Annotated in this window: 19 protein-coding genes; 6 read left to right on the top strand and 13 right to left on the bottom strand. The window is 47.1% G+C overall.

Annotated features, from left to right (window positions below; translation table 11 throughout):
* Nucleotides 1–354 precede the first annotated feature (354 nt).
* The 3 genes from Q1A69_RS04240 to Q1A69_RS04230 all read left to right on the top strand — a co-directional run bounded on the left by Q1A69_RS04240 (nt 355) and on the right by Q1A69_RS04230 (nt 5,060).
* A complete protein-coding gene (locus Q1A69_RS04240) occupies nt 355–1,851 on the top strand; it encodes a TniQ family protein (RefSeq protein ID WP_299581551.1) in 1,497 nt (498 codons plus the stop codon).
* A 1,110-nt stretch (nt 1,852–2,961) separates the two neighbouring features.
* Nucleotides 2,962–3,885 (top strand): hypothetical protein, encoded by a 924-nt coding sequence (locus tag Q1A69_RS04235; RefSeq protein ID WP_299581549.1) that lies wholly within the window; start codon nt 2,962–2,964, stop codon nt 3,883–3,885.
* A 50-nt stretch (nt 3,886–3,935) separates the two neighbouring features.
* Nucleotides 3,936–5,060 (top strand): hypothetical protein, encoded by a 1,125-nt coding sequence (locus tag Q1A69_RS04230; protein ID WP_299581547.1) that lies wholly within the window; start codon nt 3,936–3,938, stop codon nt 5,058–5,060.
* Nucleotides 5,061–5,342: 282 nt separating this feature from the next.
* On the opposite strand, the gene Q1A69_RS04225 is transcribed toward Q1A69_RS04230, so the two are convergent.
* From Q1A69_RS04225 to Q1A69_RS04170, 12 genes are all read right to left on the bottom strand, one after another.
* Nucleotides 5,343–8,411 (bottom strand): type I restriction endonuclease subunit R, encoded by a 3,069-nt coding sequence (locus tag Q1A69_RS04225; RefSeq protein ID WP_299581545.1) that lies wholly within the window; start codon nt 8,409–8,411, stop codon nt 5,343–5,345.
* Nucleotides 8,412–8,788: 377 nt separating this feature from the next.
* Nucleotides 8,789–10,258, bottom strand: a complete 1,470-nt coding sequence (locus Q1A69_RS04220; protein ID WP_299581543.1) for an ATP-binding protein — start codon at nt 10,256–10,258, stop codon at nt 8,789–8,791.
* 9 nt (nt 10,259–10,267) lie between these two features.
* Nucleotides 10,268–11,467, bottom strand: coding sequence for a DUF4268 domain-containing protein (locus Q1A69_RS04215; RefSeq protein WP_299581541.1), 1,200 nt, complete (start codon nt 11,465–11,467; stop codon nt 10,268–10,270).
* Nucleotides 11,468–11,471: 4 nt separating this feature from the next.
* Nucleotides 11,472–12,839 (bottom strand): restriction endonuclease subunit S, encoded by a 1,368-nt coding sequence (locus tag Q1A69_RS04210; protein WP_299581539.1) that lies wholly within the window; start codon nt 12,837–12,839, stop codon nt 11,472–11,474.
* Nucleotides 12,839–15,319 (bottom strand): class I SAM-dependent DNA methyltransferase, encoded by a 2,481-nt coding sequence (locus Q1A69_RS04205; protein WP_299581537.1) that lies wholly within the window; start codon nt 15,317–15,319, stop codon nt 12,839–12,841. Before Q1A69_RS04205 ends, Q1A69_RS04210 begins: the two co-directional genes overlap by 1 nt.
* Nucleotides 15,320–15,407: 88 nt before the next feature.
* Complete coding sequence (locus Q1A69_RS04200; RefSeq protein WP_299581535.1) at nt 15,408–16,298, bottom strand: WYL domain-containing protein; 891 nt, start codon at nt 16,296–16,298, stop codon at nt 15,408–15,410.
* A gap of 99 nt (nt 16,299–16,397) precedes the next feature.
* The gene (locus Q1A69_RS04195) at nt 16,398–17,447 is read right to left on the bottom strand and encodes a TniQ family protein (protein ID WP_299581533.1); all 1,050 of its coding nucleotides are present in this window, start codon (nt 17,445–17,447) and stop codon (nt 16,398–16,400) included.
* A complete protein-coding gene (locus tag Q1A69_RS04190) occupies nt 17,440–18,426 on the bottom strand; it encodes an ATP-binding protein (RefSeq protein ID WP_299581531.1) in 987 nt (328 codons plus the stop codon). The genes Q1A69_RS04195 and Q1A69_RS04190 overlap by 8 nt, the downstream gene beginning before the upstream one ends.
* Nucleotides 18,426–19,187 carry a Mu transposase C-terminal domain-containing protein gene (locus Q1A69_RS04185; RefSeq protein ID WP_299581528.1) on the bottom strand — a complete coding sequence of 254 codons (762 nt, stop codon included), beginning with the start codon at nt 19,185–19,187 and terminating at the stop codon, nt 18,426–18,428. The genes Q1A69_RS04190 and Q1A69_RS04185 overlap by 1 nt, the downstream gene beginning before the upstream one ends.
* On the bottom strand, nt 19,168–20,346 hold the full coding sequence (locus tag Q1A69_RS04180) for a hypothetical protein (RefSeq protein ID WP_299581525.1): 1,179 nt from the start codon (nt 20,344–20,346) through the stop codon (nt 19,168–19,170). Before Q1A69_RS04180 ends, Q1A69_RS04185 begins: the two co-directional genes overlap by 20 nt.
* Nucleotides 20,339–20,986, bottom strand: a complete 648-nt coding sequence (locus tag Q1A69_RS04175) for a TnsA endonuclease N-terminal domain-containing protein (protein WP_299581523.1) — start codon at nt 20,984–20,986, stop codon at nt 20,339–20,341. The genes Q1A69_RS04180 and Q1A69_RS04175 overlap by 8 nt, the downstream gene beginning before the upstream one ends.
* 253 nt (nt 20,987–21,239) lie before the next feature.
* Nucleotides 21,240–21,470 carry a DNA-binding protein gene (locus Q1A69_RS04170; protein ID WP_299581520.1) on the bottom strand — a complete coding sequence of 77 codons (231 nt, stop codon included), beginning with the start codon at nt 21,468–21,470 and terminating at the stop codon, nt 21,240–21,242.
* Nucleotides 21,471–21,573: 103 nt separating this feature from the next.
* Here Q1A69_RS04170 and Q1A69_RS04165 point away from each other — a divergent pair, with 103 nt between their 5' ends.
* From Q1A69_RS04165 to Q1A69_RS04155, 3 genes are read left to right on the top strand one after another with little or no spacing between them, the layout of a single operon-like run.
* On the top strand, nt 21,574–21,954 hold the full coding sequence (locus Q1A69_RS04165; protein ID WP_299581518.1) for a hypothetical protein: 381 nt from the start codon (nt 21,574–21,576) through the stop codon (nt 21,952–21,954).
* Between the two features lie 50 nt (nt 21,955–22,004).
* Nucleotides 22,005–22,484, top strand: a complete 480-nt coding sequence (locus Q1A69_RS04160; RefSeq protein WP_299581516.1) for a hypothetical protein — start codon at nt 22,005–22,007, stop codon at nt 22,482–22,484.
* 8 nt (nt 22,485–22,492) lie between these two features.
* The gene (locus Q1A69_RS04155; RefSeq protein ID WP_299581514.1) at nt 22,493–23,398 is read left to right on the top strand and encodes a hypothetical protein; all 906 of its coding nucleotides are present in this window, start codon (nt 22,493–22,495) and stop codon (nt 23,396–23,398) included.
* Nucleotides 23,399–24,313: 915 nt separating this feature from the next.
* Here Q1A69_RS04155 and parE read toward each other — a convergent pair.
* The gene (parE, locus tag Q1A69_RS04150) at nt 24,314–26,200 is read right to left on the bottom strand and encodes a DNA topoisomerase IV subunit B (protein WP_299581512.1); all 1,887 of its coding nucleotides are present in this window, start codon (nt 26,198–26,200) and stop codon (nt 24,314–24,316) included.
* Nucleotides 26,201–26,208 lie beyond the last annotated feature (8 nt).

Genomic DNA, 26,208 nt, shown 5'->3' with positions numbered 1-26,208 from the left:
TAAAAACAGAAAGTAAATATTTTAAATGGCCACATGTACTGAGGCATCCATGCGCAAAGTACATGTCTTCGTTAAAATTGAAAGGAGAACATAAATTGTGTTTTACCGGCCTATAGATTATGTAAATCCTCGTAGAAGTTTGAACAAAATACCCCTACAGCCCGCATTTTTCGACTCAGTTCGAAATAAGTTTGAACAAAACATTCGAGAATAGATTGAACAAATTTCTACTATCACCAAAAACGGTCTGATGCCCTCGTGTCACGTGGGCTCGACATAAGTTTGAACAAGTTTCTTGCCTGCCCAAAATCACCATCTCTGCACTACAGTACCTTAAGATTCTATGCTCAAAATATGAGCAAGCTACTAATTCGACCCCATCGGCAACCCGATGAGTGCATCGTCAGTTATCTTATCCCGGTCAGCGAGCAAAATGGCTTTCACCATATCGGCCATTTGCTCCAACATGCCGGTCTGCCGTGGAAAAACCTTCGAATACCTACCCACCAGATGATCACAGGGGAGTATGATATAGAGCCTTACTTTTCCCAGCTGGGCCTTGATTATACCTACCCGAGAACGGCTGATACCTTCAAATCGTCCCAATTACCGCACTTTACGACCAAGATCTTCGTCAAAACCCCGAAAATCTGCCCCGAATGCCTCGAGGAGACCGGATATTCTTCCGACCTCTGGAGCCACATTGCCTATACAGCCTGTGTCAAGCACAAGTTGTTATTGGTCGACACCAGTCCAAAGACTGGTAAGAGGCTGAGCTGGTACCGTCGCACTCTCAACGAGTTCAATAAAAACGATCCATTCCCAACAGTCAATTTGATACCCAAAGCTTCGCCTGCGACCTTAGCTTTTACCAGAACAATGGCTTACCTGATTGAAGGACGCAGCCTGCCAATATCGACACCGGCGGTGCTTAAGGGCCTGAACTTCGTTGAAGCTCTATCTCTAATCCATTTCATTGCACACTATCAATACCGGTTATTCCACCATGCACTGTTCTCGCCTGCCAGCTTGGACAACCTGAACGTTTCCCTTCACTATACTCAGGCATGGCAGTCCTTGAAGCGTTGGCCACAAGGTTTCCATCTGCTAATCAGCCAGTACATAGACAACCCAATGAGTGATCGTGGACAGTCGGGTATCAACAAGCACTTTCGAGACATTCATGAGAAACTACACAGACAGCGAAAGAACAAAGGCATTGCTCGCTTACGTGCCGCATTCGACCAGTTCATCGAGATCAATTGGCCAAATGCAATTCAAACCCATAGGCTGACTAGAATATCCCTGTCATCCTCTGAGCGTCCTTTGATAACCCAAAAAGAAGCCCAGCGCATACTTGCTTGTCGAGAGCCTAGAATTCATAGCCTGATAGCCCAAGACAAAATCACACTCCACAAATTTAAAGGCAAAGTCTACTTTAACAGAGACCAGATTGAGTCTCTGGCTAAAATGTACCAAGACAACTGGTCAATGGAGCAGGCTGTTCTTGAAACTGAACTTTCCCGCTATCAACTAAAACAGCTACTTGATGCAGGTTTTGTTAAAGCTTTGCAAAAGGCCGATTCACAAAATCGTGATTGGTTGATTTGCAAAAAATCGTGGCAACACCTGATTAACAACCTCAAAAAATCCGCGGACCAAAATCAAAAGGCACAAGGTAAAACACTTAGTGGACTACAAAAGCAGGGCTTCATGATCACCAATGTATTTTACATGTTGGCAAGATCAGAGCTAAGCTACTTCTTCAAAGAAGAAGCGAGTAAACCCTTGAGCTTTAAACAACTTGGCAATTTTAATTGGAAGCAATCTGTCATCAACTCAGCACAATAGTCTGTAAACATGTGGCTTATCACTTAATGTCAGATACCTTTCTACGCTCTATCAATAATTCCAATTCAATTACTGAAAACGGCTAGACTACACCGACTTGGAAGCAGTGCTACATCCTTGCTCTTAGTTACTCTTTGCAGCCTAGAAATAACTTTATGCTGGTTTTCTGGTGTCTGAAATATTTTTAATCGATCGCGTGTACTGGTGATGGGGGCATAAAAAATGCTATGTGATATATCCCCTTCATTAGCATCAGTGATGACTACTTTCACAGAATCATATTCAAGCCTCTGAGCTTTGTGTATCGATACTGCGTATGCAACCTGGAAAGGTACCATTATATTTAGCGAATCATCATAGCCATCACTATTAATAAATTCACACACGCTAAAATGTACGGTAGATCCTGCCACCCACTCCAGCTCAGTCTCAGGAACATCCAACTCAGTTAGTGGCCGACCCACTTCCACATCAAATTTAATGTAACCAACATGCTGCTCGATATGAACAATTCGCCACTTGAGATTATTATAAATAACGGGCCTAAATCGCTCTGTATCAAAAATAGAACTGGACTCGAAGAATCCCACCTAATACGTTGAGTCGCACCAAATAATTGGCTCACTTAAGTTACTGCTATGCAAGAATCGATTGATGTTATTTATCCCTTAAAGGACGTCATAATTAGCTATATGACAAAGTTGAAGGGAATAATACACAACGGTATAGAGGGATGAAAATCATCGCATGTCATTGATTTTCGTTGTAATTTTGAAATTCAGGCACCAAAGCATGGTGGTCAAAAAAGTAAATCCTTCTCGCTGAATATAGACTTTCTCTATTTCCAATAGAGTTTACCCTTGGAAATAGGTAAAACGTACTAAATGATAAGGAAAATCGCACTTCATAAGGCCTGGGGGCTTGGCAAATACACCTCAAGTCAATTACCTTTGACGCCTGCTATTCATCTCCGAGTAGCAACCTTGAAAGTCCCGCTGGTTTCAACCGTCGGTAGGTCTTTTTTCTAATGCATCCGTTACTAGCATCCACCCGGTAATGGCAACACCTTCAAGAAGTTTGGACCATTCACCATTAGAAGAGTAAAATCTGGTGAACACTGTTCAAAGGATTGATTTGTACATGCTGTCTCGCCTGTTTGCCTCACGTCAACGCCCCTATATACCCCGTCGTCATGAGCGTGAAACCATTGTTATCGATCTCTCCGGCAGCCGCCTGACTTTTAGCTCCCCGCCCAACCTCTGCCAGGACAGCTTCGCGGATTCCAGCCAGGAGCCACCACGCAGTGTTAATATCTTTGATGACAGTCAGTACTCCACTGACATTAAAAGAGAAGAATGGAAGCGCGAAGGGGTAGCCCTACAGATCTTGATGAAACGCAGCTGGGAGCTGTTCGGTCCTATCTGGCGCGGTCGTCCTATTGGCACCATTGATTTTACATTAGCGCTGTATCGCCACGACACGCTGCCTCAAGGCATGAGCTGTTTTAACCCGCAGCATTTTGAGACAGTCATCATGCGTTATCTCTATTATTTGGGGCCCTGTATACCCGACCATCGACCGCAGAAAGCCCCTGTGAACTGGCAACTGCGCAATCTGGCCGGGGCCACGGCAATATTTTTTGAGGAGCACCAACGATTCTCTGCAGAGGCACTAGAGGAGTGCCCCTTCTATGATACGCACTTCACAAGCTGCTTCTTTGTTCCACTCGACCAAACGCGCTACTTGCAGTTTAACTTTCGTAATCTGGGCTATGCCCCGGTAGAGCCTTGCCTAAAAGCCATGAACGGCATTCGTGATTTACTCTGCGACAGTGTAGAACTACAGCTGAGTGCCGACGCCAAAGCGCAGCTGGTGACCGCTCAAAAGCAGTGGCCAGGGGCCAAAGCGAACTCAGCACGTGACATTGAAAACTGGGTGTATCCCGAATGGCATTGGGAAGGGAAGTTTGACGAAAAACTCATCATCACCAAACCTGGAAGCCCACCGCCGCCTTGGCAGGCTAAGGCCCTTTAAGCGCATTCTCAAACTACAAAAAATCGAACTATCACAGGCAAGGAGCCATCGTGAAGAACCTCACTGCAATCATTCGCCGGGGAGAGACTCCCAATATCAACCGCAATGTCTATGTAACCTCGGCAAATATTGAAACCTGGGAAACCCTGAAGCGCGAGCATCCCGGCAACTACTACAAGACACACCTGGTGCGTTCGCTTTACAGCTTGGCGATTAATCCCGGCGGCAGAGACAGCGGCACGAAAACACTGAAATTAGACGGAGCCCAGTTCCACTACCAGATACTCGAAAGCGGGGATGTCCTGATCTATGGTCTGCAAATTGATAGTTCGATTTCTTCTCCGGTAATAAATCAAACAACGGGGTTGTACCGGGTCAATAAGACGCCCCTAAGATGGCAAACTAACGACGAACGTCGAAAAAGCATGGACCAAAGCCACCGCTGGGCAGGCGCTCACTATGCTGCCGTCAGCGGGAAATTTGACAACAAGGAGGAAGCCGGACGCCTACTTATCAGCCATATTTTGCCCGCTTATAAAGCCGCGCTGCGCTCCTATGATTTCACTGATGATGACTATCATTACTCCCTGTTCTGGCAAGACGGCGAACACAAAAAGGCGCACAATGCACGGTCTCTGGCGGCATTGATCCAGCAGGCACAGGCCAACAATGCCGCGATCAACTGGCTGGTGCACGGTGAAGGAGCTGGTACCTTTGTGCAAGCACTAAAAAGCCTAGCCGACGCCCCCGGTATCACTCAAAAAGTTGCCAACGGCAATCAGCTTTCCAAGCAAGCTGTATTTTTCTCTAATCCTCGCGGAAAAAACACCAGTAAGGAGGAGTTGAAAACAATTTGTGCAAACGCAAAAATTGAATTGGTTGACATACAGCTTAATAAGCAAGATTACAGAAATATCGACGTAAGGCAAAAAGCCTTCAAAGCTTTGCGGACCCCGGCAGCATTGACCGCTGGGTGTGCATCTGGTCTGTCAGACCTGAGTCAAGCTGTAGACAACTTCTTCTCCGCACCTACGATGGTCGGCTCAGTCGTCGTCGGCGCGGGGGCTATTTGGCTTGCTACTGACATCGCTACAAAGTGTGGTGCCTTGTTCCGTAATGTGAAACCCGCCGCAAAAAATACGTTGGGTGACGGCAATAAGCAGTGGGCTGCCTGAAGGTAATTCGCCCGAGAAAAACATAATCATATGGACGGGGCTAACATGGAAGAAACTCTTAGTTTCTATCCAATGCCCCCGTATTTCTATACTGATATCCCCAGTGTTCGCAGGAGGTGTGGACGATTGGCTACCTACCAGCCATTGGTGAAAAGAAATATATTAATAAGTAAAAAGAGCTTCGTGTAATATCTCCTAGAGTTTATCAGATAGCCTACATACAAAGCACACCTTCCACGTACATATTTACTTCCACAAAAAGCAACTAGATTTTTCAGATATTCACTCCGAAAGTACATGCTGCATACTCTGCATCCAAGCAGTTTTAAATGCAGCGTCCCCAGCAAACAATTTGTATAGTTCCAACTCATCTTTTCGCCTGCGCAACATCACTTCTTTTAGCATTTTCTCGAAGGCTAGGTCCCTGTTGTGTGGATCAGGATTATTTTGGTATTTGGCCTTAAAATCTGGATGCTGTTTGATACTCTCAGCAATGTTAATGAACTTAACTTTCTGCTCTTCAGGTGTTGCACTCCAACCCTGGAACCAGCGCTCATTGAAAGTCAGGATGATATCGTCCAATGGATCTTTTTGTTGATCCCCACCATGAGTTCCACGAGGGTTTGGATTCTGGGGATCGAGCTCAGTATCTGCCTCATCCAGCTTGATAGCGTGATTCAGCTTTACCCTTTGCAGGCCATAGGAACTCAAATCAATGGACTCCAATAGCTCATCGATAGTGTCCGCATCAGGGTCGTTCACTTTTAGCTTCGGTATTAAGAACTTCAGGAACCAAAACAGTTTTTCCCATGCCACGATTTCAAAGGGCATGATAGACGCCATTTGTCCGTAGATTTTTACGTACTGCTTTGCCTTGATCTTAAAATCTACTTTTTCATCATCCTCTAGTTCCAGCTCATGTTCGAAACGGGCGGCAGCTATATCAATGATGGGGCTTAATTTTTGTGCATCTTCATTATTAAAATAACGCTTTACGAAGTCCTCAACCTCGTACCATTCATACACACCCACATCGTCCATTGCGTCCTTGAGCTCATGGAGCACATTAATATCTGTGGCCCGAGACAATGATGTCGCGGTATAGAAGGGATCGAATGCAACCTTTACTTCATCAACCAAGTTGAAGAAGTCCAGAATAAACAAATCCTCGGTTTTCTTACCCAGCTTGGGGGCAGAGCGGTTGAGACGGGAAAGGGTCTGAACACAAAGTACCGACGCTAGCTTTTTGTCCACATACATGGCACAAAGCTTTGGCTGGTCAAACCCGGTGAGGTACTTATTGGCCACGACTAACAAGCGATATTCATCGGTATCGAATTTGGTTTTGGTCTTAGATTCCGAAAATCCGTTGATCTCCGCTTCCGTGTATTCAATACCATCCACTTCTTTCGCCCCAGAAAAGGCTAGCAAGGCTTTAAAGGGATTACCTCTCGCTTCCAGCAAGCGAGAAATGGCCTTGTGATAACGGATGGCCGTTTCAATGTTCTGCGTTACCACCATGCCTTTGGCTTTGCCTTTGAGTTTTTTGGCATTGACGACCTGAGGAATAAAGTGATCCAACATGATTTCAGCTTTGGTATCGATGGTCTGCTGGCTGCGCTCTACATAGGCTCGCAGTTTTTTTTGCGCCTTTTTGGTATCAAATTCTGGGTTTTCCGCGATGGACTTTTCGATCTCGTAATAACTTTTGTAGGTCGTGTAATTAGCCAGTACATCCAGAATAAAGCCTTCTTCGATGGCTTGCTTCATGGAGTACAAATGGAAAGGCTTGAATGATCCATCTTCCTGTTTTTCACCAAACTTTTCCAGGGTAGTGTTCTTGGGCGTAGCAGTGAAAGCCATGTAAGATGCATTGCCACGCATCTTGCGGGATTTTATCGCTTTAAGGATCTTGTCCTGATCATCCTCTTCCTCGTCCTGCCCCATCACACGATTCATATTGTCGTGGGCAATGCCAGACTGTGAGCTGTGAGCTTCGTCGATGATCACCGCAAAGCGCTTATCGCTGAGATCCTCGATGCCGTCCACAATAAACGGGAATTTCTGAATAGTGGTGATAATGATCTTTTTGCCATTCTCCAGCGCGCTCTTCAGCTCAGAAGACTTAAGGGCCGGAGCAACGATATTTTTAACCTCGGAGAATTCCTTGATGTTATCGCGCAGCTGTCTATCCAGCAGTCGGCGATCCGTCACTACAATCACCGAATCAAACAGAGGCTGCTCTACGCTTTTCCCATTCGCAACTTGCAGTGATGCCGGGTAAGTCTCTATAAGCTGATAAGCTGCCCAGGTAATGGAGTTTGACTTGCCCGACCCAGCAGAATGCTGAATCAAATAGGTATGGCCCACACCGCACCTGGAAGCGTGGTCAACCAGCTTACGCACCACATCCAGCTGGTGGTAACGGGGGAAAAATAGGGTGCGCTTGCGCAGAGGATCTTTACTGCTGCCATCCAGCCGCACAAAGTGCTGGATGATGTTGGCCATGCTCTCTTTGCTAAACACCTCCTCCCACAAATATGCAGTCTTATGGCCCCCCTTGCCCGAAAGGGAGCGATTTGGCGGGTTCCCCTTACCGTGGTTGTGACCTTTGTTAAAGGGCAGGAAGTAAGTCGCTTGCCCGGCCAGCTTGGTGGTCATGTAGACTTCATCCGTATCCACAGCCATATGTACCAGGCAACGACCGAAGTTCAGTAACGGTTGGTTTACGTCGCGGTCTTCCCGGTACTGTTTCTGGCCGTGGGAACGGGCGGTTTGGCCGGTCCAGGCATTTTTCAACTCCATCGTCACCAGCGGGATACCGTTCACGAACAGCACCATGTCGATTTCATGAAGTGGGTTGATCAGGGAATAACGCACCTGGCGAGTGCAGCTGAAAATATTGGTGCCAAAGTTCTGTTTAACCTTCTCGCTACTGCTGGCCAGCGGCGCAGGATACATAAGGTGGAAATGAGCGTCATCTACCGGAAGCCCCTTCTTGAGCAGATAGAGAATACCGTGCTTCTTCATCAGCCGGTCGTAGCGCTCCAGTAACTTGCGCTGCCAGTCGGAAGGATTGTGTTTTTTCAGCTTGGTCAGCTCGAGCTTCTGGGTATCTTCCAGAAAGCGCCAGAAAAGCTTTTCATCAAGGGCAAACTGGACGTTGAAATCAGTCGGCAGGCCCAGTTTGTAACGCCTATTCCCGACTATGTAGTCAGCAGGTATTTCTTCGACTTGAGCTTTGCCGCCATCGGCAATACCCCCCGCTGCCTTGACGGCTTCTATGGTTGTGCCAGTTAAAGCCTGCTCAATTGCGGCCTCCAGTGCCTGTTCGTTGGTGTTGCTAACCATCTTACGTCCTTTTTATTCTACCAATTGACTTTGCCAGTCAAGCATCAGTCAAACAACCGATCTAACCCAACCCATCGTTTTATTTATAATTTCCGAGATTTCGCCGTCTTTCAATCAAGCAACAGACATACAAAATCCGTTCAGAACATAACCACTGACCCAAGCCCTCACTGCATTCAAAAAACTGCGCTCACCTACCAATACATAGAAAGTGGTAGCCACATCGCCAAGCTGGCAATAGGCGACCATTCCCCCTAAGTTCCAACACGACCACGCAAGGATCAAATAAACTTAAAAAATTTTTCCCTTTAAAAACAACAAGTTAGAAAAACAAAACCTAAAAGGCCGCCACCTGAGTCAAGCAACGGTCAAGCAAATTAGGCCCAAGCCGGGATATAGCGCATAGCCTTGGTGCCTGCGTCAGGGTCATACGCCCTTATCAAACCCACAGCAACAGTATCCTTCAACACACGACTCACTTGCGCCTGGTTCTTTTGTTCAATCCCAAACCGCTCGCGCAACGAACTATTGTTAGTCGGCTCCCGGTTCACATAACGTAAACAGCAGTGCAGATAACACGCCCGTATGCGGTCTTCCTTATCCATATCCGCAAAGGGTTTATGGCCAAATAAAACCGAGCGGGTATGGTTGTCGGTAACCTCAAAGATAGGTGCGGGTAATTGATAGAACTCTGTCTGGAACACTACCTTATCAACGCCAGAGCCGCGTTCTTCACAAATATTGATGCGTCGCATGAATGAGGCCAGCGCTTCGTTTCTGCTCTGCGGCGGTGAATCCAAAAACCGATCTGTCGCGACCAAAGGGATACCGGGGTTAGTGATCTCCATTCTGGAGTCAAATACCTCAATCATCGGGCCAGTACCGGTGACAGAGAAATCCTGATGGATAATGGCATTCGCCACCAACTCACGAATAGCCAACTCCGGATACATAGGCACTTCTTTGCGAAAGGCTTTGCCTATTTCCTCATTGGAGGGCAATAGTGTCTTTAAATAATCGATAAGCCCTTCAAAGCCAACGGCATAGCCTTTATTGCCTTCGATTTCCCGAATGGTTTCGATACGGCTGTTGCCACGATATAAAATGAGCCGAACCGCCTTGCGTCCAAGGTGTTGAAAGTTTTGCAGTTTTTTCGCAAACAGAATGGCTCCCAAATTCGTGATACCCCATTGATCACCGGGCATTTCCTGAATTAATTGATCAGCCTTTAATGCATTTAAAATGCCGGCACGATTTTCCGGTAAGGGCAACCCGGTTAATTCAAAATACGCCGGATAGTCCAACAACTTCAGAACCTCATCGGCACTTACATTAGAGGCTGCCATTTGTCGTTCAAAAGGCGTTTTATCGAACACGCGCCATAGTGCTCGCTCTTTTTCGGGATACTCCTTTAGCTTCTTTTTATAGGAACCGACACGGATGAATTCAACGCCATCAAATTGCACCGGGTTGTGTGCTGCGGCCTGCACTTCCAGAATAACGACTGGCAATTCACTAACACCGACAAGCTCAAAAAAACGAAAGTGAATTTTTGGTGATATTTTCTGCAGCAACCAACTTTCCAGTTCCTGCTGCTTATAGCGAGCTGTTGAAGGCTTAAATGTTGTCCCAATCACCTCATGAGTATCATTCTCAACACCCCAAACTACATAGGCAGACTGCTTACCCAGCAAAGCAGCGGAATTAGCCAGCGCCGAAATATATTCACCAATCATTGGTGCATCGTCGTTATTATGTTTGAACTCCACCCACTCCGCTTCCTGCGGCAGTGAGCACAGTTCTTTTAACAAGGATTGTAAGTATTCCAAACTGCGGTCTACGGTCATTACATTGTCCTACGCAAAACTTTGTTGCTTAAGTCCCTCGGCGGCTTTTTGCAGCGGCTTCTTTAAGGCCTGCTCTAGCCTGCACATGTGCTCCAAGTGCCAGGCAACGGATTCTTTCCAGGTGTCTTTATTGAAACTATCTGATGCACAGGAATACTGAATGCGGCAGGATTTCTTTTCGTCCAGACGCATCCACTCCAGCTTATCAGCGAAGTTCGATTCAATTTCATCTTTATGATCCAGCAGAAAATCAAAGAGGAATTTGTTTTCCTCTGTTGCACTACGGCTAATCCATAGCTCTACGCGCAACTCGCTCTTATTAAAAATCAAATTGTAGGGGCAGCTGCTTAAGCCCGAGCCCGCCGAGAGCCAGTGATCTTTGCTGGGGCTGATATTATCGTAGAGATTGCACTGACTTTTTTGGAAGGCCTCCAGCGCCTTTTCCCAATATTCCCTTCGCACGATATGACGTTTCTTCACCACTACTTCGGTGGTTTTTTCTTCCGCTTCTTTGGCATTGATGCCGATCATCAACTCCTTGGCTTCGGGCGTAGGTATGATCTGGTCAATATTGATAAGCAGTTGTTCACCCAGGGCATAGGGCGTGACTTTAAAGCATTGAATACTGATACCCTGGCCTAACAGCCACAACGCCGTACTGGTGACTTCTTTGCGGAAATTGGCAGCCACCAACATAATACGCTGGCTATTGCCGAGGTTGAGCTTGACTTCATCCAGATCCGGCGCATCGAGAAATTCGCAGATACGGGTGGCGGCATCCTGTCTGTTTTCTTGAGGGGGTTGACTTGCCCGAGTAAGCGCTTCATCGGCTTCAATTGTCGGGCTGATAGAAGAATAGAAGCGCTGCAAATATTGCTGATAAATCTCGACAATCTGGCCCTTGGTTAAGCTGGCGCAGTAAGAGGCACACTTCAATGCCTGCCACACCACATCGCGGCCACTGTCATCCAGCTTGTTTTCGATAATCACCAGATTGCCTTCTTTATCCAGTGCCAACAGGTCGAGGCGTTCGCGGGTATCGTCAAAGCCATCAAACTCTTTCTGGATAATCAGCAGGTCTTCACCCAGCGCATCGGGCTGGTGGGCCAGCCACTCCTGCAAGTGCTTGCGCTCGGTAAAAACCAGCTCACTGAAGGTTTTGATTTTTACCGGGCTGATGCGGTTGGTTTGATGGTCGACGGTAAACATTGCCCTATGCCTCTATTGCGCCCTGCACTTTTTTATCCACACCAGCCATTTCAGGGGTAACTTTGATTTTTCCAGTCACCGCACTGTTGATTAGGGTGGTTTTATATTCTTTAAGTCTTTCGATTTGTTCTTTTTGAATTTCAATGGATTTTTCAAAAAAATGTGTTTGATTCTCGATGAAAGTCACTATTTTTTGTTGCTCACTAAATGGTGGAATTGGCAAGCCAAGGCTTCCCAGCTTTTCAGTTGGCAATGTTTTTGTACCATGCCCGGACTCTTCCAAAAGAGTTGAAAGCGTTCCATGTAATCCATCTAATAGGCACATAAGAAAAACAGGAAACGAGCCATCATTGACAACCAAAGCTTTCATATCTTGGTTTATTGTCAATTCTTTGCTTGCTATAGCTACGGGAATTTTTTTCGCCAAAATCATGCCACGAACAACTATCAGAATTGCACCTTTCTCTACCAATTTAACGCTTGACTTTTTAACGGCCAACTCTGTGATAGTATCGATAGAGCTCGATATAAATGGCATCTTCATATCTTTTGGGGAAACCCATGATATGTCACCTCCCCAGTAATCTTTATTGTCTTTACTTGGAGTTCCACCACCGTAAAATCTCACCATGTATTTAAGTCTTTTGACTTTCCAATGCGCCGGTATCTGCCCAATCCAATCCACGCCGGAATCTTTCATGGGGGCATTGAGATCAAGCCCTTGGGTGACGGCTGTTTGGATAATGAATTGCTTGCGCTCTTTGAGCAGGGCGATTTGCTGCTCTTTGATGGCAATAGCTTCGTCGATTTGTTTGGTTTTTTTGTCGAGAAAGCTGGTGATTAGTATCTGCTCTCCAAAATCCGGGATAGGCAGCAACAATTCCGCAAAGTCGTTAAATCGAAAATCGGTAGAGCGCTCCCTTATCCCCTTTGCAAGTGATGAAATAAACCCTGATAGCGCCATGTCACGCAGGTAATAAGCATAGAATCTAGGATTGACCTCAACCCCTCCCTTAGGAATGCATACTGCATACACTGGTGTTGCTTTCCCATCAGAGTCAGACACACCAATAGCACCAGCAAAGGCATCCATCGCATGAATAACTAAATCACCTTTCCGGATACCTTGATAGCCGTGCTCCTTCAGTGCATTAGTGAACCCCTCTGTGCGACGAATACTTCTTAGAGTAACAGTGCCATCTCGAAAGCATGTAACAATTTCATCAATATCCCGAACAGGTCTTTCTGCTTTTTTAAATAACCACTTCGCTTTCTCTAATCTCCACGCCGTGGGAATTTTATCTACCCACAGCATTTCAGAGTCTTTGTAAGACTCATACCTCGGCAGATCTGCAATATCAACCATTGCCATTACCCCTGCACCTGCTCAATATCCACACCCAGAATCTGGGCAATCAAACCCTCGGCCTTCTGTTCCAGGCTGATAATATCCTTTGCAACGGCCTCCAGTGAACGCAGTGGTTTATGACGGTAGAAGTATTTGTTAAAGCTGATCTCGTAGCCGATTTTGACGGAATCCAAATTGATCCAGGCCTCACTCACATGGGGCTTTACTTCATCGAGAAAGTACTGATGAATGCTTTGCGGCTCATCCTCTTTCAGTAGTGGGTCTTTATAAGTGAGGGGGATGGACTCACTGTCGCGCAGATCGGAACTCGCTTCATAGGTAATGTATTCGTTTTTCTTATCAGTTGGGTAATAGCCAAAATCCGCTAGCTGCGCTTCGGTGCAATCGTAATCTTCCAGTACTTCATCCAGCTTATCGCCGCTGAGCTTTACCACTTTTTTGATTACTTTAGCGGCTGTTTCGTGATACCAGCTTACGGCATTGAAGATATTATTTTTTTCACTCGCCTTAAGCGCGACCTTGTACTCGTTTAGCAGGGCATCCACTTTTTCTTTAACAATATTAAAATCGTCAAACTCACCTTGCCCCAATTCTTCTGTCAGCCATTCAGCGGTTTCAAACACTTCATACAAGGTCTGCCAGTATTGAACATCCAACAGTTTGCCCTTTGCCTTGGCATTCAGGCTAATGTCGTTATCTTCGCACCAATTGAGGATGTCATTCTCGATGGATTTTAAAAAGCTTTGTTTTCGCCCTTTACCGAAACCCGACGTTTTATACACTTTATCGCCGTGTTCGCTAAAGAGATGCTCCATCACTTCACTTAACTGTTTGTCAAAACGCAAAGGCGCAATGCGTTCGGCGGTGAACTGGGCTTTGCGCCGGTCGGGCCGCTCGATGGTGACTTTGTGATAACCAAAATCTTCGTTGCGAAATACCTGACTGGCAATACCGGTGGAGTCTCCGTTTACGTCCAGCTCACGCTCTATCGTGGCACAATCCAGATAGGTACGGGTGATCTGTGCGATATGCTCCGGCGCAAACTCGCAGTTTTTCTTACCCAAGTTTTTGCGCAGTTTGCGGTACAACAGGCTGGCATCAATTAACTGCACCTTACCCTTACGAGATTTAGGCTTGTTGTTATTGAGCAGCCAGATATAGGTGGTAATGCCGGTGTTGTAGAACAGGTTGTTGGGCAACTGTACTATGGCTTCGAGCATATCATTTTCGATAATGTATCGACGGATATTGCTCTCACCACTACCGGCATCACCGGTAAACAGACTGGAACCGTTATGGACTGACGCAATGCGACTGCCCTTTGTGTACGAACCCGCAGCAGCACCAGTACCCACAGCTGGATCTTTCATTTTGCTGACCATTTCCATCAGGAACAGCAGCTGGCCATCGCTGGAGCGCGGTGTGGCATCGCAATCCTCGATATTGCCCCAATAGTCTTTGAGCTTGACCTTAAAGCGTGAGTCAATCACATCACCGCTGTCTTTGATGTATTTTTGCTCCGAGGCCCAGCTTTTACCGTAAGGCGGGTTGGAGAGCATAAAGTCGAAACGCAAGGAGGCGAATTCATCGGTAGACAGTGTTGATCCGACCTTGATGTTCTCGGGGTTGTTGCCCTTGATCATCATGTCGGACTTGCAGATGGCATAGGTTTCGTCGTTGATTTCCTTGCCGTAGAGGTAAATATCACGTTCACTTTTGTAAGAAGCATCGAGCGGGTATTTTTCCTCAATAAAATTTTGCGATTCGGTGAGCATGCCCCCACTACCACAGGCCGGGTCATACACGGTGAGGGTGAGCGGCAGATTATCTTTGATGGGGTCGAACACCAGGTGGGTCATCAGCTCGATCACTTCCCTTGGGGTAAAGTGCTCCCCAGCCTCTTCATTGTTTTCTTCGTTGAATTTACGGATCAGCTCCTCAAACACATAGCCCATGCCCAGGTTGGTGAGCGCAGGCAGTTTGTAACCATCCGGATCAATTGCCTCTACTGGGGTAAGGTTGATTTTTGGGGAGACGAATTTCTCTACCACGTCCAGCAACACATCTTTATTGATCATGTGCTGGATTTTACTTTTCAGTTCAAAGCGTTCGATGATTTCCTGCACGTTGGCACTGAAGCCTTTGAGGTATTCCTCAAAGTTGGCCAGCAGGATTTGGCGATTATTGGTGGCCGTATTATGCAGGCTGGTGAGCGTCCATTTGGACACGTTGTAGAACACGTAGCCGGAGGCTTCTTTGAGCGGCTCTTCGTCCAGCTCGGTAGCCCGCATTTCTTCCTCTTGGTAGCGAACCTCTTCCAGTACATCGTTTTTAGTGGGCTCCAACAGGGTATCCAGTCGGCGCAATACCACCATCGGCAGGATAACGTCACGGTATTTGCCCCGCACATACACATCGCGCAGACAGTCATCGGCGATGTTCCAGATAAATGAGACAAGTTTGTTGTGTACGCTTTGGTCCATTGTGTTTCCTAGTGATTAAAGCGGGTCTTTAAAAGACCGCTCAAATTCTTGTTTTAAAATCAGAGTTCTGTTCAGTCAGAAATTCGGTTTATCCCGGCGCTTGTTCTGTTCTTCCAGGAGCCAAAATCAGGTTTTGCACACCGTATAGCGCTTGGCTGTTTTGGAGCCACAATTGGTATTCGGGGCCGGTGAGCGTATGGGTCGGTGAGCAGTCCACATGCCATTGCCGCAACAGGTACCCTGCTGTAGCGGCTCGTATCTCGACCTTCATTACGCCACGGTCCATACCGTAATCCAGCTCGATGGCTTCCTGATGCTGGATACGCGGGTGCGGTACCAATTCCAGCTCCACAAAGCGATTCCACTGGCGATCCTGGCTTGCGGTTTCCTGCTCTTCGTCGATGGAGCCTTCAACCAGCGTGGCTTCTTTGATGCGGGTGAGCACAAAATCACGGAATTCGCCGCTCTTGCGGTCGAACCCCCGCACATGCCAACGCAGGCCGTTATCCACCAGGGTGTGGGGCACGATCTCACGCTGGGATTCGCCGCTAGACAGGGATACATAGGTAATGGCCAGTGGCTTGGCCTTGTGAATGGCTTCGGTCACCTTGGCAACAGTGGCCAGCCTGGGTTCGTTCAGATGGTAAGGTGCTTCACAAGCCATTGGCGGTTTGAGCTTGCCGGTAAAGCCGTCGCCATAGCCCTGGCTGATGGTGGCCAGGGTGCGCACCACGTCGTAATCGAACAGGGGCTTGAATTGGTCACCACGCAGGTGGGTTCTCAGCTTTTCGTCGTAACGAATATTTGCGGGTGCCAATTCCCGATACTGGGTGAAATCCTTGGTGGCCTGGGCTGGTGTGATGCTGAAGCGATCTACCAGATCGGCACGGTTGGCTTCCCCCTTGAATAGCAGAGTGAAGTCTATGTGGGCGATGCGATCACGCTGTGCCTGGTTTAAATCCCGGAGCGTGCTATTCATGCTGCATGACCATATATTGAATATGCTACCTAATATTTTTTATTAGGTAGCATCCTACCACAGCGTTTCTGGCTTGGAGTAGATAAAATTGCCCTTTGACTAGGCTGGCTGCTGGCAAGTCACCAAAGGCTGTGGGGCAGCTTTGAATTGGGTTTTTTTACAGCCTGAGGGGATCACCACCAACAATTCAGTGGTTAACCCACAGGAGTAAACCGCTTGGCGCAGGGCTTTATCGGTGGCCTCATCCAGGACTGCCAGTAGAGGGATGTAGTCACGCAGGCGGAGTTTTGGGGTGTTCCGCGGGGCATGGTGTGCATCGCAGATGAACATGAGCATCGGCTCGTTGGCGATCAGCTGTCGGGATGCCCACTCCAAGCTTGCTTCGGTCGCGCCATCCTCCCCGGCACACGCAGCCCCGAATAGGTTGTTCGGGACCATGCGCTGCCAGAGCAAGAGCGCTGATAGCAAGCGCAAATCGCTTTCCCGCTGACCGGATTGCTCCGCGATTAGGCTGGTTATCAGGTCGAATCTGCCATCAGACGAACGCTCACCAGGAGGAGCACTACCTGTCCAGTTGAGTGCATTCATCGTATGCAGAAGGCTTCCAAGGTGAACCTCGTAGAAATTCTTCAACCGCCAGCAAAGCCAACTGAGCTCGTCGGTGCATTTTTGCACGTTGGTGTATGCCAACCAGGGGTCACTGGACTCTAAAAAATCGACTATGGGATGCAGGGTCAGATTGGCATCCACATCAAGCGACATCTCACTGGCACCAGGTTTACTTAGCGGCTGAACATGGATATGACAAACCTGGTAGTCATCCAGATACCAGTAAAACGGTGTAGCCTTTTGTTCGCTGAGGCAGGCCTTGCAAGTTTTTAGATGGGGATTGGCTTTACCAAATGCAGGCCGGTCGAATGATTTTGTTTCGACGATACGGTCAAGATAACGGCTTAAAGCCCTGGCCATCGTATCGGCGTTACCTATTCTGCGAATACTGTGGCCATTTGCGTTACACCACGCACGAAGATACATCCTCAATGTCGTAGCAGATGAGAAGCCATTTGCGGTAGCGAGCCTGGCAAGATAGTCATCGATCCGCTCCAATGGATGCTTAACCGGTCTAATCAGCAAGTTTCGTTCAGTCATCATCAGCTTCGATTAATTCAAGCTTTTTGGTCAGCCTGTATGTTTTGAATTCAGCGCTCTGGAAGCTTTCTTTGTTGTACGATTTTTGCTGAGTCCATCTTGATGAACTCACGATTTCCCTCAGCCGCAATTCCGTCACCGGCATGATAAAGACATTGTTTTGATCTTTAATTCCCCTTGAACGAATCGCCTCCAGGAAGCAGGCTAGATCAATTGGTTTGCCCGCCGACTTCGCCAAATTGGCCGCTCGGATAATTTGGCCCCTGATTGCCCTAATAATTCCAGAACTGTAAGCAAACAGCCGATAGGCGGTTTCAGGCTCACTAAGGGAAAAGCCATTTGCAAATTCATAACTCTTTGAAAAGAGCTCAATAAATTTTATGAAATGCGAAAACTGTCTGGAGACCCTAAAGGTCTCCAGATAGTAACGATAGCCAACACGTGTATCGAGTTGATCATTTTCCTTCACGACATCAAGGCACCAGGGCATCCCAACCAACACCACTGGCACTTTTGAGTGATTCATTAAATCCTTGAACCAATCCGTTATACTGGCAATTACCCCTGGTGAGCGGTTTTGAATCACCGTTTGTATTTCGTCCAGAATAATGAGTTCAACTCCGCAAATTCGACAGTATGTTTTTATTCTTTCAAAGCCTTCCTCTTTGGTTTTAATACCTTTGCCACCTTGAGGATCACCCATCGCTGCAAGCACCTGCTGGGTAAAAGCCTTGGCCGTTTGGGGCGAACTCAATTGGACATATAGCACGGGGATATGGGTGTATTCCTCCAGTTCTCGGCGCGGATACTTCGCAGCGTACTGCTTAACCAGCTCGGATTTCCCAGACCCGGACTCCCCCGTAATCAGGCAGTTGGTATCGCCTTCTTCGATATAACCAACTCTAAGGTTATCTAAGAGATTAAAGATTTGTTTGACATCACCAGTTGCTACAAAGGGAAGCGCATTGCAGCCTGCCATCACCACACCTCCCAGTCATCAGTCGCTTCTTCAGACTGCATATTCTGAATAATCACCGGTGAGGAGTCATCGAAGTTGGATTTGGCCGCAAAGTCCTCTATACCCAGAGAATGAATGCGAGCAGCTTTTTTCGCGGTTGCCTGCGATTTCTTCCTGACATTACGCTCATGCAAACTTTCAATATCGCCAAACAGCTCTACCTTGGCTCTTTGCAGAACCGCATTATCCTTGTAGCTTTTCCGAGTGGTATTAATGCGCTTGCGTATGGCCTTATGAGCGTACATCGACAAGCCTTTTGCATACTTGTAGTTGACGCATGGTACCCGGATATAAATTCGGTTCAGATCATCCCGCACATAAATGTGGCCGATATCAAACGGACTATACTTGACCAACAGCGCAAGAGCGCCTTCCCGCCGATAGATGTCTCTCAGGGAATCTGAATTGTATTCAAGGTTTTCAAATTGAATACCTGATCGGTGTAGAGTTCGCGTATCAGAACACATTAATGCCGTTTCAATACGCTTAACGTCTTCCTTAACCACTGGAAATTCACCTGCGGACTCACTCCAAAGATCCAGCGGTGACCTTTCAGCTTTACCGTGAGGCTCAAGGTGGTAGATGTTCACAAGCCAGTTAAGGAATATCTTTTTGAATTCCGATAATGTGAGCTTTGCCTCTTTCTCTGCAATATATTCGTCTGACCCATTGCCAACTCCATTTGTCTTGCCAGGCAGCGAGTCAATTAACATGGTTTTCATGTGTAAGAAAGAAGCGCTCTACAACACCTTTATAATTCGGGCTTCTGACTGGCGCATATTGAAGCACCGAACCAACCTCACTAATCGCCATATCGAGATTGTCGCTCCAAAATTCAGTGCCATTGTCGGCAACTAACAATTCCATAACACCATGTGCGGGCCAATCACCTTCGATGCCGTAGAATTCAAGCAGATCCTTTTTAGATAATATGGCATTTCCAATTGCCATAGCGGCGGAAGCATACGAAGGCTCTTCAAATGAAACCTGAAAGCCCATAACCATCCGAGAGTAGTGATCTATCAATATAGTTAACGTCGGACGGCCAAGTAGGGTTTTGGTTTCATCGTGTAAAACATTGATATCCAGAGGAGTATGATCAGCCTCAACACGCTCAAGTATGCGGTTTGTTTCCGGTGCTTCACCTACATTTGCACACTCAAGACGAGCTTTATTTTTACCAATTCTTCCCCGGACATACGCCTGATAACTTCGCTTTTTAATATGGTAGGCTACAGTGCTATACGCGGGTATAACCAACAAATCATCTGGATTGCTCAGATTGTGCTTGAGCACCTTAGCTTCCACCATTTGATGAATGCTACTCATTAGAATCTGACCATTTTTGAAATAGAATTTCACCGATTGATCGATTATTTCACGAACTCTTGGATCAACTCTTAGATCTCTGCATCCCTTTTTTGGGTCGTTTGGATACAAGCCCTTAATTTGGCAACCAGCGTTGAAATATTGTTTCAACCAATAATTAAAAGTGTTCCAGGCTGGTGGCTTCTTATCATCTATGTTTTCGGCTACTGCTTGGATTATTTTCTCCAGCTTCCTCTTTGATCTTTTCTGATCGTCAGAATCCAGGAAAGCTCGAACGTATGCGTGTTTTCGAACGGTTTCTTTCTGGTACTTCTCAGGCAGATCCTGAAATACGATCTCACCGTTATAGCGATAATCGGCCATGAACTGAAGTGTCTTATTCTCCAGGCTTTCTTCGAGCTCCGCCTGCGCCTTCACCAACACAGTTTTGTTATCAATATTGGCCAAGGTGACATTTGGGCCGTTGATCCGTCTTATCATCCATATGGCGTCCTGGCCATCAAAGTTTGCACAAAGGGCAATACCGGGTATCCACCTAGAAAGGCTATGCATAGTGCACCTCCGCATCCAATGAGAGGTGAGCTGCTGAAAGATTTGCCGCTATTTGACCATTGGCTATTAGTTTGTAGATGGTCTCTAGGCGTATGCCTAAAGGATTTGCAATCAGGTCTTTCAAATTTTTTGGATGAGGAACGGCATCTCGAAGCAACATGAGGGTGCCTGAGTTATTCGTGAATCGATCACGATAGCGTTGCAGCTTGCGAAGATTTTCCAGCAGGGGCTGTATGCGTATCTGAGACTCATCGACACACACAAATTCATATCCTGCTTGTCGCATTTTAATCGCAGCCATTTCCAGCTTGTGCAGATAAACAGCATCCAGAGAATTGAAATCTTTCTTAACCTCCACATAAGCCTTTCGCCCACCACGAAAATGGACTTCAAAATCCGGTGTGTAGTCTCTGTTTTTAAGTAATTCACTGTTGATTACGAACGTCTTGGGCTGAGGAAAGTAACGTAGAACGTTTGGATTAGCCTCCAAATGAAAACAGTAGTCTTTCTCCAACATCGACTCTACCAACACCATCTGATAACTCTGGTGACTGGGCTCAGCAAATGATTTGGTAGACGGAAACTTGAATATATTTTTAACAGCTGAAGCCTTGATCTTCCGAGCTGGCTGGCGGCGCATAAAAGAACCTCCCGGCATTGAGCAATGATGCCGAATTCATGATTTTTGGGCGCAACCGCGCAATCTACTCCCGGTTCAAAGCTGGATTTCAGGCACGAACCAACCTCGACGGGTGTCGATTAGCGGCAATATACGGGGGCTTGCTCTTGACGGAACAGCAGGGAGGGGAGATACTTTCAGCACGACACCGTAGGTATCACCTACACCTAAAGCCCGGCAGCAAGCAATTGTTGTCGGGTTTTTTGTTTCTAAGTCATTGAATTATCTCTGCTTTATAGAAGCTCAGATCATCGTAACAGCCTGTTTTGCCTTCCTTTAGCCCAAGTTCTACTGCAATTTTATGGCTCTCGCCTCGCAGAGCTTTTCGGCTCCCATTCAGTATCTGGTACACCAAAGCCTGGGAATAGCCTCGCTCCTTTGCCCAGCCACTGATACTGAGGCCGCGCTCGGCAAACTCTTGCTTGACCTCTTCGGGTGATTTCATGGGATGCAACCAAACCCTAAATTGATACATACATAACAATATTATACAGTTACGAACACATTTCAATATTTATGTACTAATTGATAGGTGGGAGCCTAGCTTAATGGGTTTAGACAGGAAACGATTTGGGCAGGCTCTCAATTCGGAGCGTAAGCGCCTAAATCTACAGGTGAACGTTGTAGCACAGGTGTGCGAAATTAAGCCTGGTACTCAGTATTTATACGAACAGGGCAAGCGGGTACCCAATGCCGACTACCTGGATAAGCTATTCGAGTTGGGATTTCGCCCTCATGTCTTACTGCCAAACGCCACATTGGCAAATGACCAATGTGATATCCAACACCTTCGAGAAGCCTTTATCCAAGCAGACCACGACTGTAGAGATAAAGAAGGCCGTTTACTCGATTTGGAGTACAGGCTCAATCGGTTTTTGGATTTGTTGACCGAACTTCAATCCCCCAGTAAAGAACCTGCAGCAAAATGACATTTCTCCGGCAGCTTTCATCATTAATTCTCTTTGGTCGGCTTCTGTCGATGATCAAGCTCAATTCGTCTTTCAAGGTGCTAAATCAGATCACCACGCAAGATGGCTACAATGAATTTGCAGCGCGAACCAGCTTTAATGATTTTCAAAGGCATGAGGAATCACTGCTTTACGGAATAATACTTTCTGCCGCTCAGCGAGAAAAGCAAAACCTGCTCTTCCAACAGCTTCCCAATGAGCGCCAGGTGCACCACTTATTCGTTGGTCGCTATATCCAAAAGGATGGTAAAGCGACTCAGAATCCATTGCTTGAAAGGGCACTTTTGTTATTTGGCTGTGTAATGTCCGCATCAGCAATCTCCATCGCCTTAAAAATCAGCACTGATGTCGCATTCTCGTCAGCATCACTTACAGCAAAAATCGGATTTATATTGACGCTATTTGTATTAGTTTGCATTCCGTTTTTTCACCTGCATGGTCGCTACCTAGCCCCTACATATACCTATTTAAAGTATTTTCATAAACTCTAGAGTCCACCGTGGATCAATCATCTCAAACCGACATAGTAGAAAAACTTTTCTCTTCCCTTTCCGTTGCCATACAAGTAGCACAAGACATTCGAGAGCTTGCATTAGAAGAGATGAATTCATATCCAGTTTATGTACCGACAATCGGTGCATCTGAAGAGGAGCACAGATCTACCGTTGCCAGGCTGGCTGCTCTCAACAGCATGACTCGTATTTTCAGGGAAAACAGATATGATAATTTTCTTACTGCTGGCATTTTGTGTACGTCAGATCAACTTGCCAACAAGTTTGGCGTTTTCAACAATGCAAAAAACACCTTCGTTCACTTAACCAAAAAAGCCCAGCGTATTAACTCAGCTCCGACCAATTATAGGCCAGGAAGCTTTATATCGACATTGCTCCGCAATGAATTGGAAAGCAGCTCATGGAGATTATTATTTGATCTCGCCACACGCGAGCAAATTGTTTACAACCAGATAGACCTAAAAGCATGCCGCAGTAAGGTACGTATTCTACCTAAAGAAACGGATGTATTTAGTTGGACATGGTCCAGTTCACACAAGAGGATAGCCAAAGTAACAAGATCGGATGCCTTAAGGCTAGCAAAAAATCTTGCTGACAGTGAACGAGAATCTGCGGTCGAAGCTTTGGCCCTATGCCCTGACAATGAGTTTGTAAAAGTAATTCCTCTCAAAGAGCAGCTCAGAGCGAACTATGTCTATTTTGAAAATGGAAGTCGCATAACGAAGTCGACACCCTTATCTGGCGTAGTCGTTCTACCACAGAAAAATCTTCCTCGACTGCAATGGCGAGAACCACCATCTCGCCGAGATCATATAGAGCCGAGAATTCAACGCGTATCCCGCATACATGATGAACCTTTTATTCCTGCACTTAGCCTGCACCGCTATCGATAGATTGAGTTTGCATGTTCGAATAAATGATATAGAACTGAATGCTAAGTTTTTAACTTTATACAGACAGTAACGCATACAGCCCGGCAAAATGACAAAACGCGTAAAAAGCATGCCTCAGGACGATGGAAAATTGGTTGCCAACATCACAATCAATAGCGACCATAGCGAAAAAAAAGCCATAAACCATTGAAAATTAACACCCAATAAGCATCTTTCTGAGCAGGCCGGAACACCTCAAATTCCTGGACAAATTATTCAGCGGGTGGATGACTTAGCAAGAGATATATAATATTTAGAGCACGTGAGTCAGAAAACATGACTATTTAAACTACTTCTACGCCCAGCATACGATATGAAACCAGTTACATACACTCAACTATTTGATCTAATCAGGAGCGGAGTATACTCGGGATGCCTGGCAATCATCATCGATCAAAAACAAATAGAAAACACAATGGAGCTTGTTTTTACCCAGGCAAGAAGCCACCTTCAAACAGTGCGCCTACTAAGGTTTGACATAGAAAAGGTTCAAAGCAACCTATCAGATGAACCTAGTTTGCTATTGCTTTCTGGGCTAGAGCAGCACCCCCCTTTAAGTCCTGAAGTTTTTGCGCTCCGCACAATGCTAGATAGGAGAAGAAATAAGGGAAATTTTACAATAATGTGCCTAGATAGAGATGCCTACCGCAGTCATTTTTGCGATAGTAAATCGCCGTTTTATCTCTTCTGCGACAGCATTGATCAATGCGCTATCAGCGATTCCCCAGCCCCATAATTCAAGACGAGCCAAAGATAAGCTTAATAAGTAAAAAAAAGCCCTAGCAGATCGAAACCGGTAGGGCTTTTGTTCAAACTTATGTGCTTATTTGTTCAGGTTAATGTCGAACTGTTCAACTTATTGCGCTAATTTACAGATTAACCCACTTCCGCCAGATTACCTTTGCTCTCCAGCCATTGCTTTCGATCCCCCGCACGCTTCTTTGCCAAAAGCATATCCAGCAACTGATTACTGTCATCGCCTACATCGATATAAAGCTGTACCAGGCGGCGGGTATTGGGGTCCATAGTGGTTTCACGCAGCTGCATGGGGTTCATTTCACCCAAGCCCTTAAAGCGGGTTACCTGGATTTTACCCTTTTTCTTTTCCGCGCTAATACGGTCGAGAATACCCTGTTTCTCCGACTCATCCAGCGCATAGTAAACGTCCTTACCGATATCAATACGAAACAGCGGTGGCATAGCAACATAGACGTGGCCATTGGTCACCAATGGACGGAAATGACGTAAGAACAGAGCGCACAACAGCGTAGCAATATGCAGGCCATCGGAATCGGCATCGGCGAGGATACAAATCTTGTTGTAGCGTAAGCCTTCCAGGTTGTCACTGCCGGGATCAACACCCAGTGCCACGGCAATATCGTGTACTTCCTGGCTGGCAAGAATTTCTCCCGAGTCCACTTCCCAGGTATTTAGGATTTTACCTCGCAGCGGCATGATCGCCTGAAACTCGCGATCCCGTGCCTGTTTGGCGGAGCCACCGGCGGAGTCACCCTCCACCAGAAACAGTTCAGAGCGGGAGGTATCGGCACTGGAGCAGTCGGCCAACTTACCCGGTAATGCGGGCCCCTGAGTGACTTTTTTACGCGCGACTTTTTTCGCAGAGCGCATGCGCTTTTGCGCATTACCGATGCACAATTCGGCGAGTTTATCGCCGTCTTCGGTATGCTGATTCAGCCACAGACTGAAGGCATCCTTGGCAACGCCAGAAATAAACGCGGTGGCTTCACGGGAAGAGAGGCGCTCCTTTGTCTGACCCGAGAACTGCGGATCGGCTAGCTTTGCAGAAAGTACATAGGAACATTGTCCCCAGATATCTTCCGGCCCCAGCTTGAGACCACGCGGCAGCAAATTGCGGATCTCACAGTACTCACGCATGGCATCGAGTAACCCCGCGCGCAAGCCATTCACATGGGTGCCACCCTGGGCGGTGGGGATCAGGTTCACATAGGACTCGGCCGTGACCTCACCGCCCTCCGGTAGCCATTGCACTGCCCAATCTGCGGCTTCGGACGATGCGGCAAAACTGCCGACAAAAGGTTCACCCGGCAGTACTTCCCAGCCCTGATTGGCTGCGGCGAGGTAATCCTTGAGGCCATCTTCGTAGTACCACTCGTCGGATTCGCCATCCTGCTCATTAATAAACGTTACCGTCAGGCCGGGGCAGAGCACCGCCTTGGCGCGCAACAAGTGGCGCAGACGCACCACAGAGAACTTGGCAGAATCAAAATACTGCGGGTCCGCCAGGAAACGTACACTGGTGCCCGTGGTGCGCTTGGGGCAATCGCCAATCACTTCGAGGTCAGAAGCTTTTTCACCATCCTTAAAGCCGATGCGGTGCACCTTGCCATCGCGCTGAATCGTAACTTCCAGCACCTTGGAAAGGGCATTGACTACAGAGACACCCACACCGTGCAGGCCGCCGGAGAACTGGTAGTTTTTATTGGAAAATTTGCCACCGGCATGCAGGGTGGAGAGGATCACTTCGACACCGGGACGCCCCTGTTCCGGGTGGATATCCACCGGCATACCTCGCCCATTGTCGCTCACCGAGAGCGACTGGTCCTTGTGCAGCACCACTTCAATTTTCTTGGCGTGTCCGGCGAGGGCCTCATCGACACTGTTATCGATCACCTCCTGGGCCAGGTGGTTGGGGCGGGTAGTATCGGTATACATACCCGGGCGTTTGCGCACCGGGTCTAGCCCCGTGAGTACCTCAATATCTTCGGCGGAATAATTGGCCATAATTTCTT

It is taken from the genome of uncultured Microbulbifer sp. (assembly GCF_947498635.1).
GTDB lineage: Bacteria > Pseudomonadota > Gammaproteobacteria > Pseudomonadales > Cellvibrionaceae > Microbulbifer > Microbulbifer echini.
This window is presented reverse-complemented; position numbering and strand designations above follow the sequence as displayed.

Coding starts and splice junctions, on each gene's coding strand:
- Q1A69_RS04160 (WP_299581516.1), top strand. CDS start 22,005: ATGATCAAGCTCAATTCGTCTTTCAAGGTGCTAAATCAGATCACCACG.
- Q1A69_RS04190 (WP_299581531.1), bottom strand. CDS start 18,426: ATGGCAGGCTGCAATGCGCTTCCCTTTGTAGCAACTGGTGATGTCAAA.
- Q1A69_RS04200 (WP_299581535.1), bottom strand. CDS start 16,298: ATGAATAGCACGCTCCGGGATTTAAACCAGGCACAGCGTGATCGCATC.
- Q1A69_RS04170 (WP_299581520.1), bottom strand. CDS start 21,470: ATGAAATCACCCGAAGAGGTCAAGCAAGAGTTTGCCGAGCGCGGCCTC.
- Q1A69_RS04185 (WP_299581528.1), bottom strand. CDS start 19,187: ATGAAAACCATGTTAATTGACTCGCTGCCTGGCAAGACAAATGGAGTT.
- Q1A69_RS04165 (WP_299581518.1), top strand. CDS start 21,574: ATGGGTTTAGACAGGAAACGATTTGGGCAGGCTCTCAATTCGGAGCGT.
- Q1A69_RS04225 (WP_299581545.1), bottom strand. CDS start 8,411: ATGGTTAGCAACACCAACGAACAGGCACTGGAGGCCGCAATTGAGCAG.
- Q1A69_RS04205 (WP_299581537.1), bottom strand. CDS start 15,319: ATGGACCAAAGCGTACACAACAAACTTGTCTCATTTATCTGGAACATC.
- Q1A69_RS04175 (WP_299581523.1), bottom strand. CDS start 20,986: ATGCGCCGCCAGCCAGCTCGGAAGATCAAGGCTTCAGCTGTTAAAAAT.
- Q1A69_RS04180 (WP_299581525.1), bottom strand. CDS start 20,346: ATGCATAGCCTTTCTAGGTGGATACCCGGTATTGCCCTTTGTGCAAAC.
- Q1A69_RS04240 (WP_299581551.1), top strand. CDS start 355: ATGAGCAAGCTACTAATTCGACCCCATCGGCAACCCGATGAGTGCATC.
- Q1A69_RS04210 (WP_299581539.1), bottom strand. CDS start 12,839: ATGGCAATGGTTGATATTGCAGATCTGCCGAGGTATGAGTCTTACAAA.
- parE (WP_299581512.1), bottom strand. CDS start 26,200: ATGGCCAATTATTCCGCCGAAGATATTGAGGTACTCACGGGGCTAGAC.
- Q1A69_RS04215 (WP_299581541.1), bottom strand. CDS start 11,467: ATGTTTACCGTCGACCATCAAACCAACCGCATCAGCCCGGTAAAAATC.
- Q1A69_RS04220 (WP_299581543.1), bottom strand. CDS start 10,258: ATGACCGTAGACCGCAGTTTGGAATACTTACAATCCTTGTTAAAAGAA.
- Q1A69_RS04195 (WP_299581533.1), bottom strand. CDS start 17,447: ATGACTGAACGAAACTTGCTGATTAGACCGGTTAAGCATCCATTGGAG.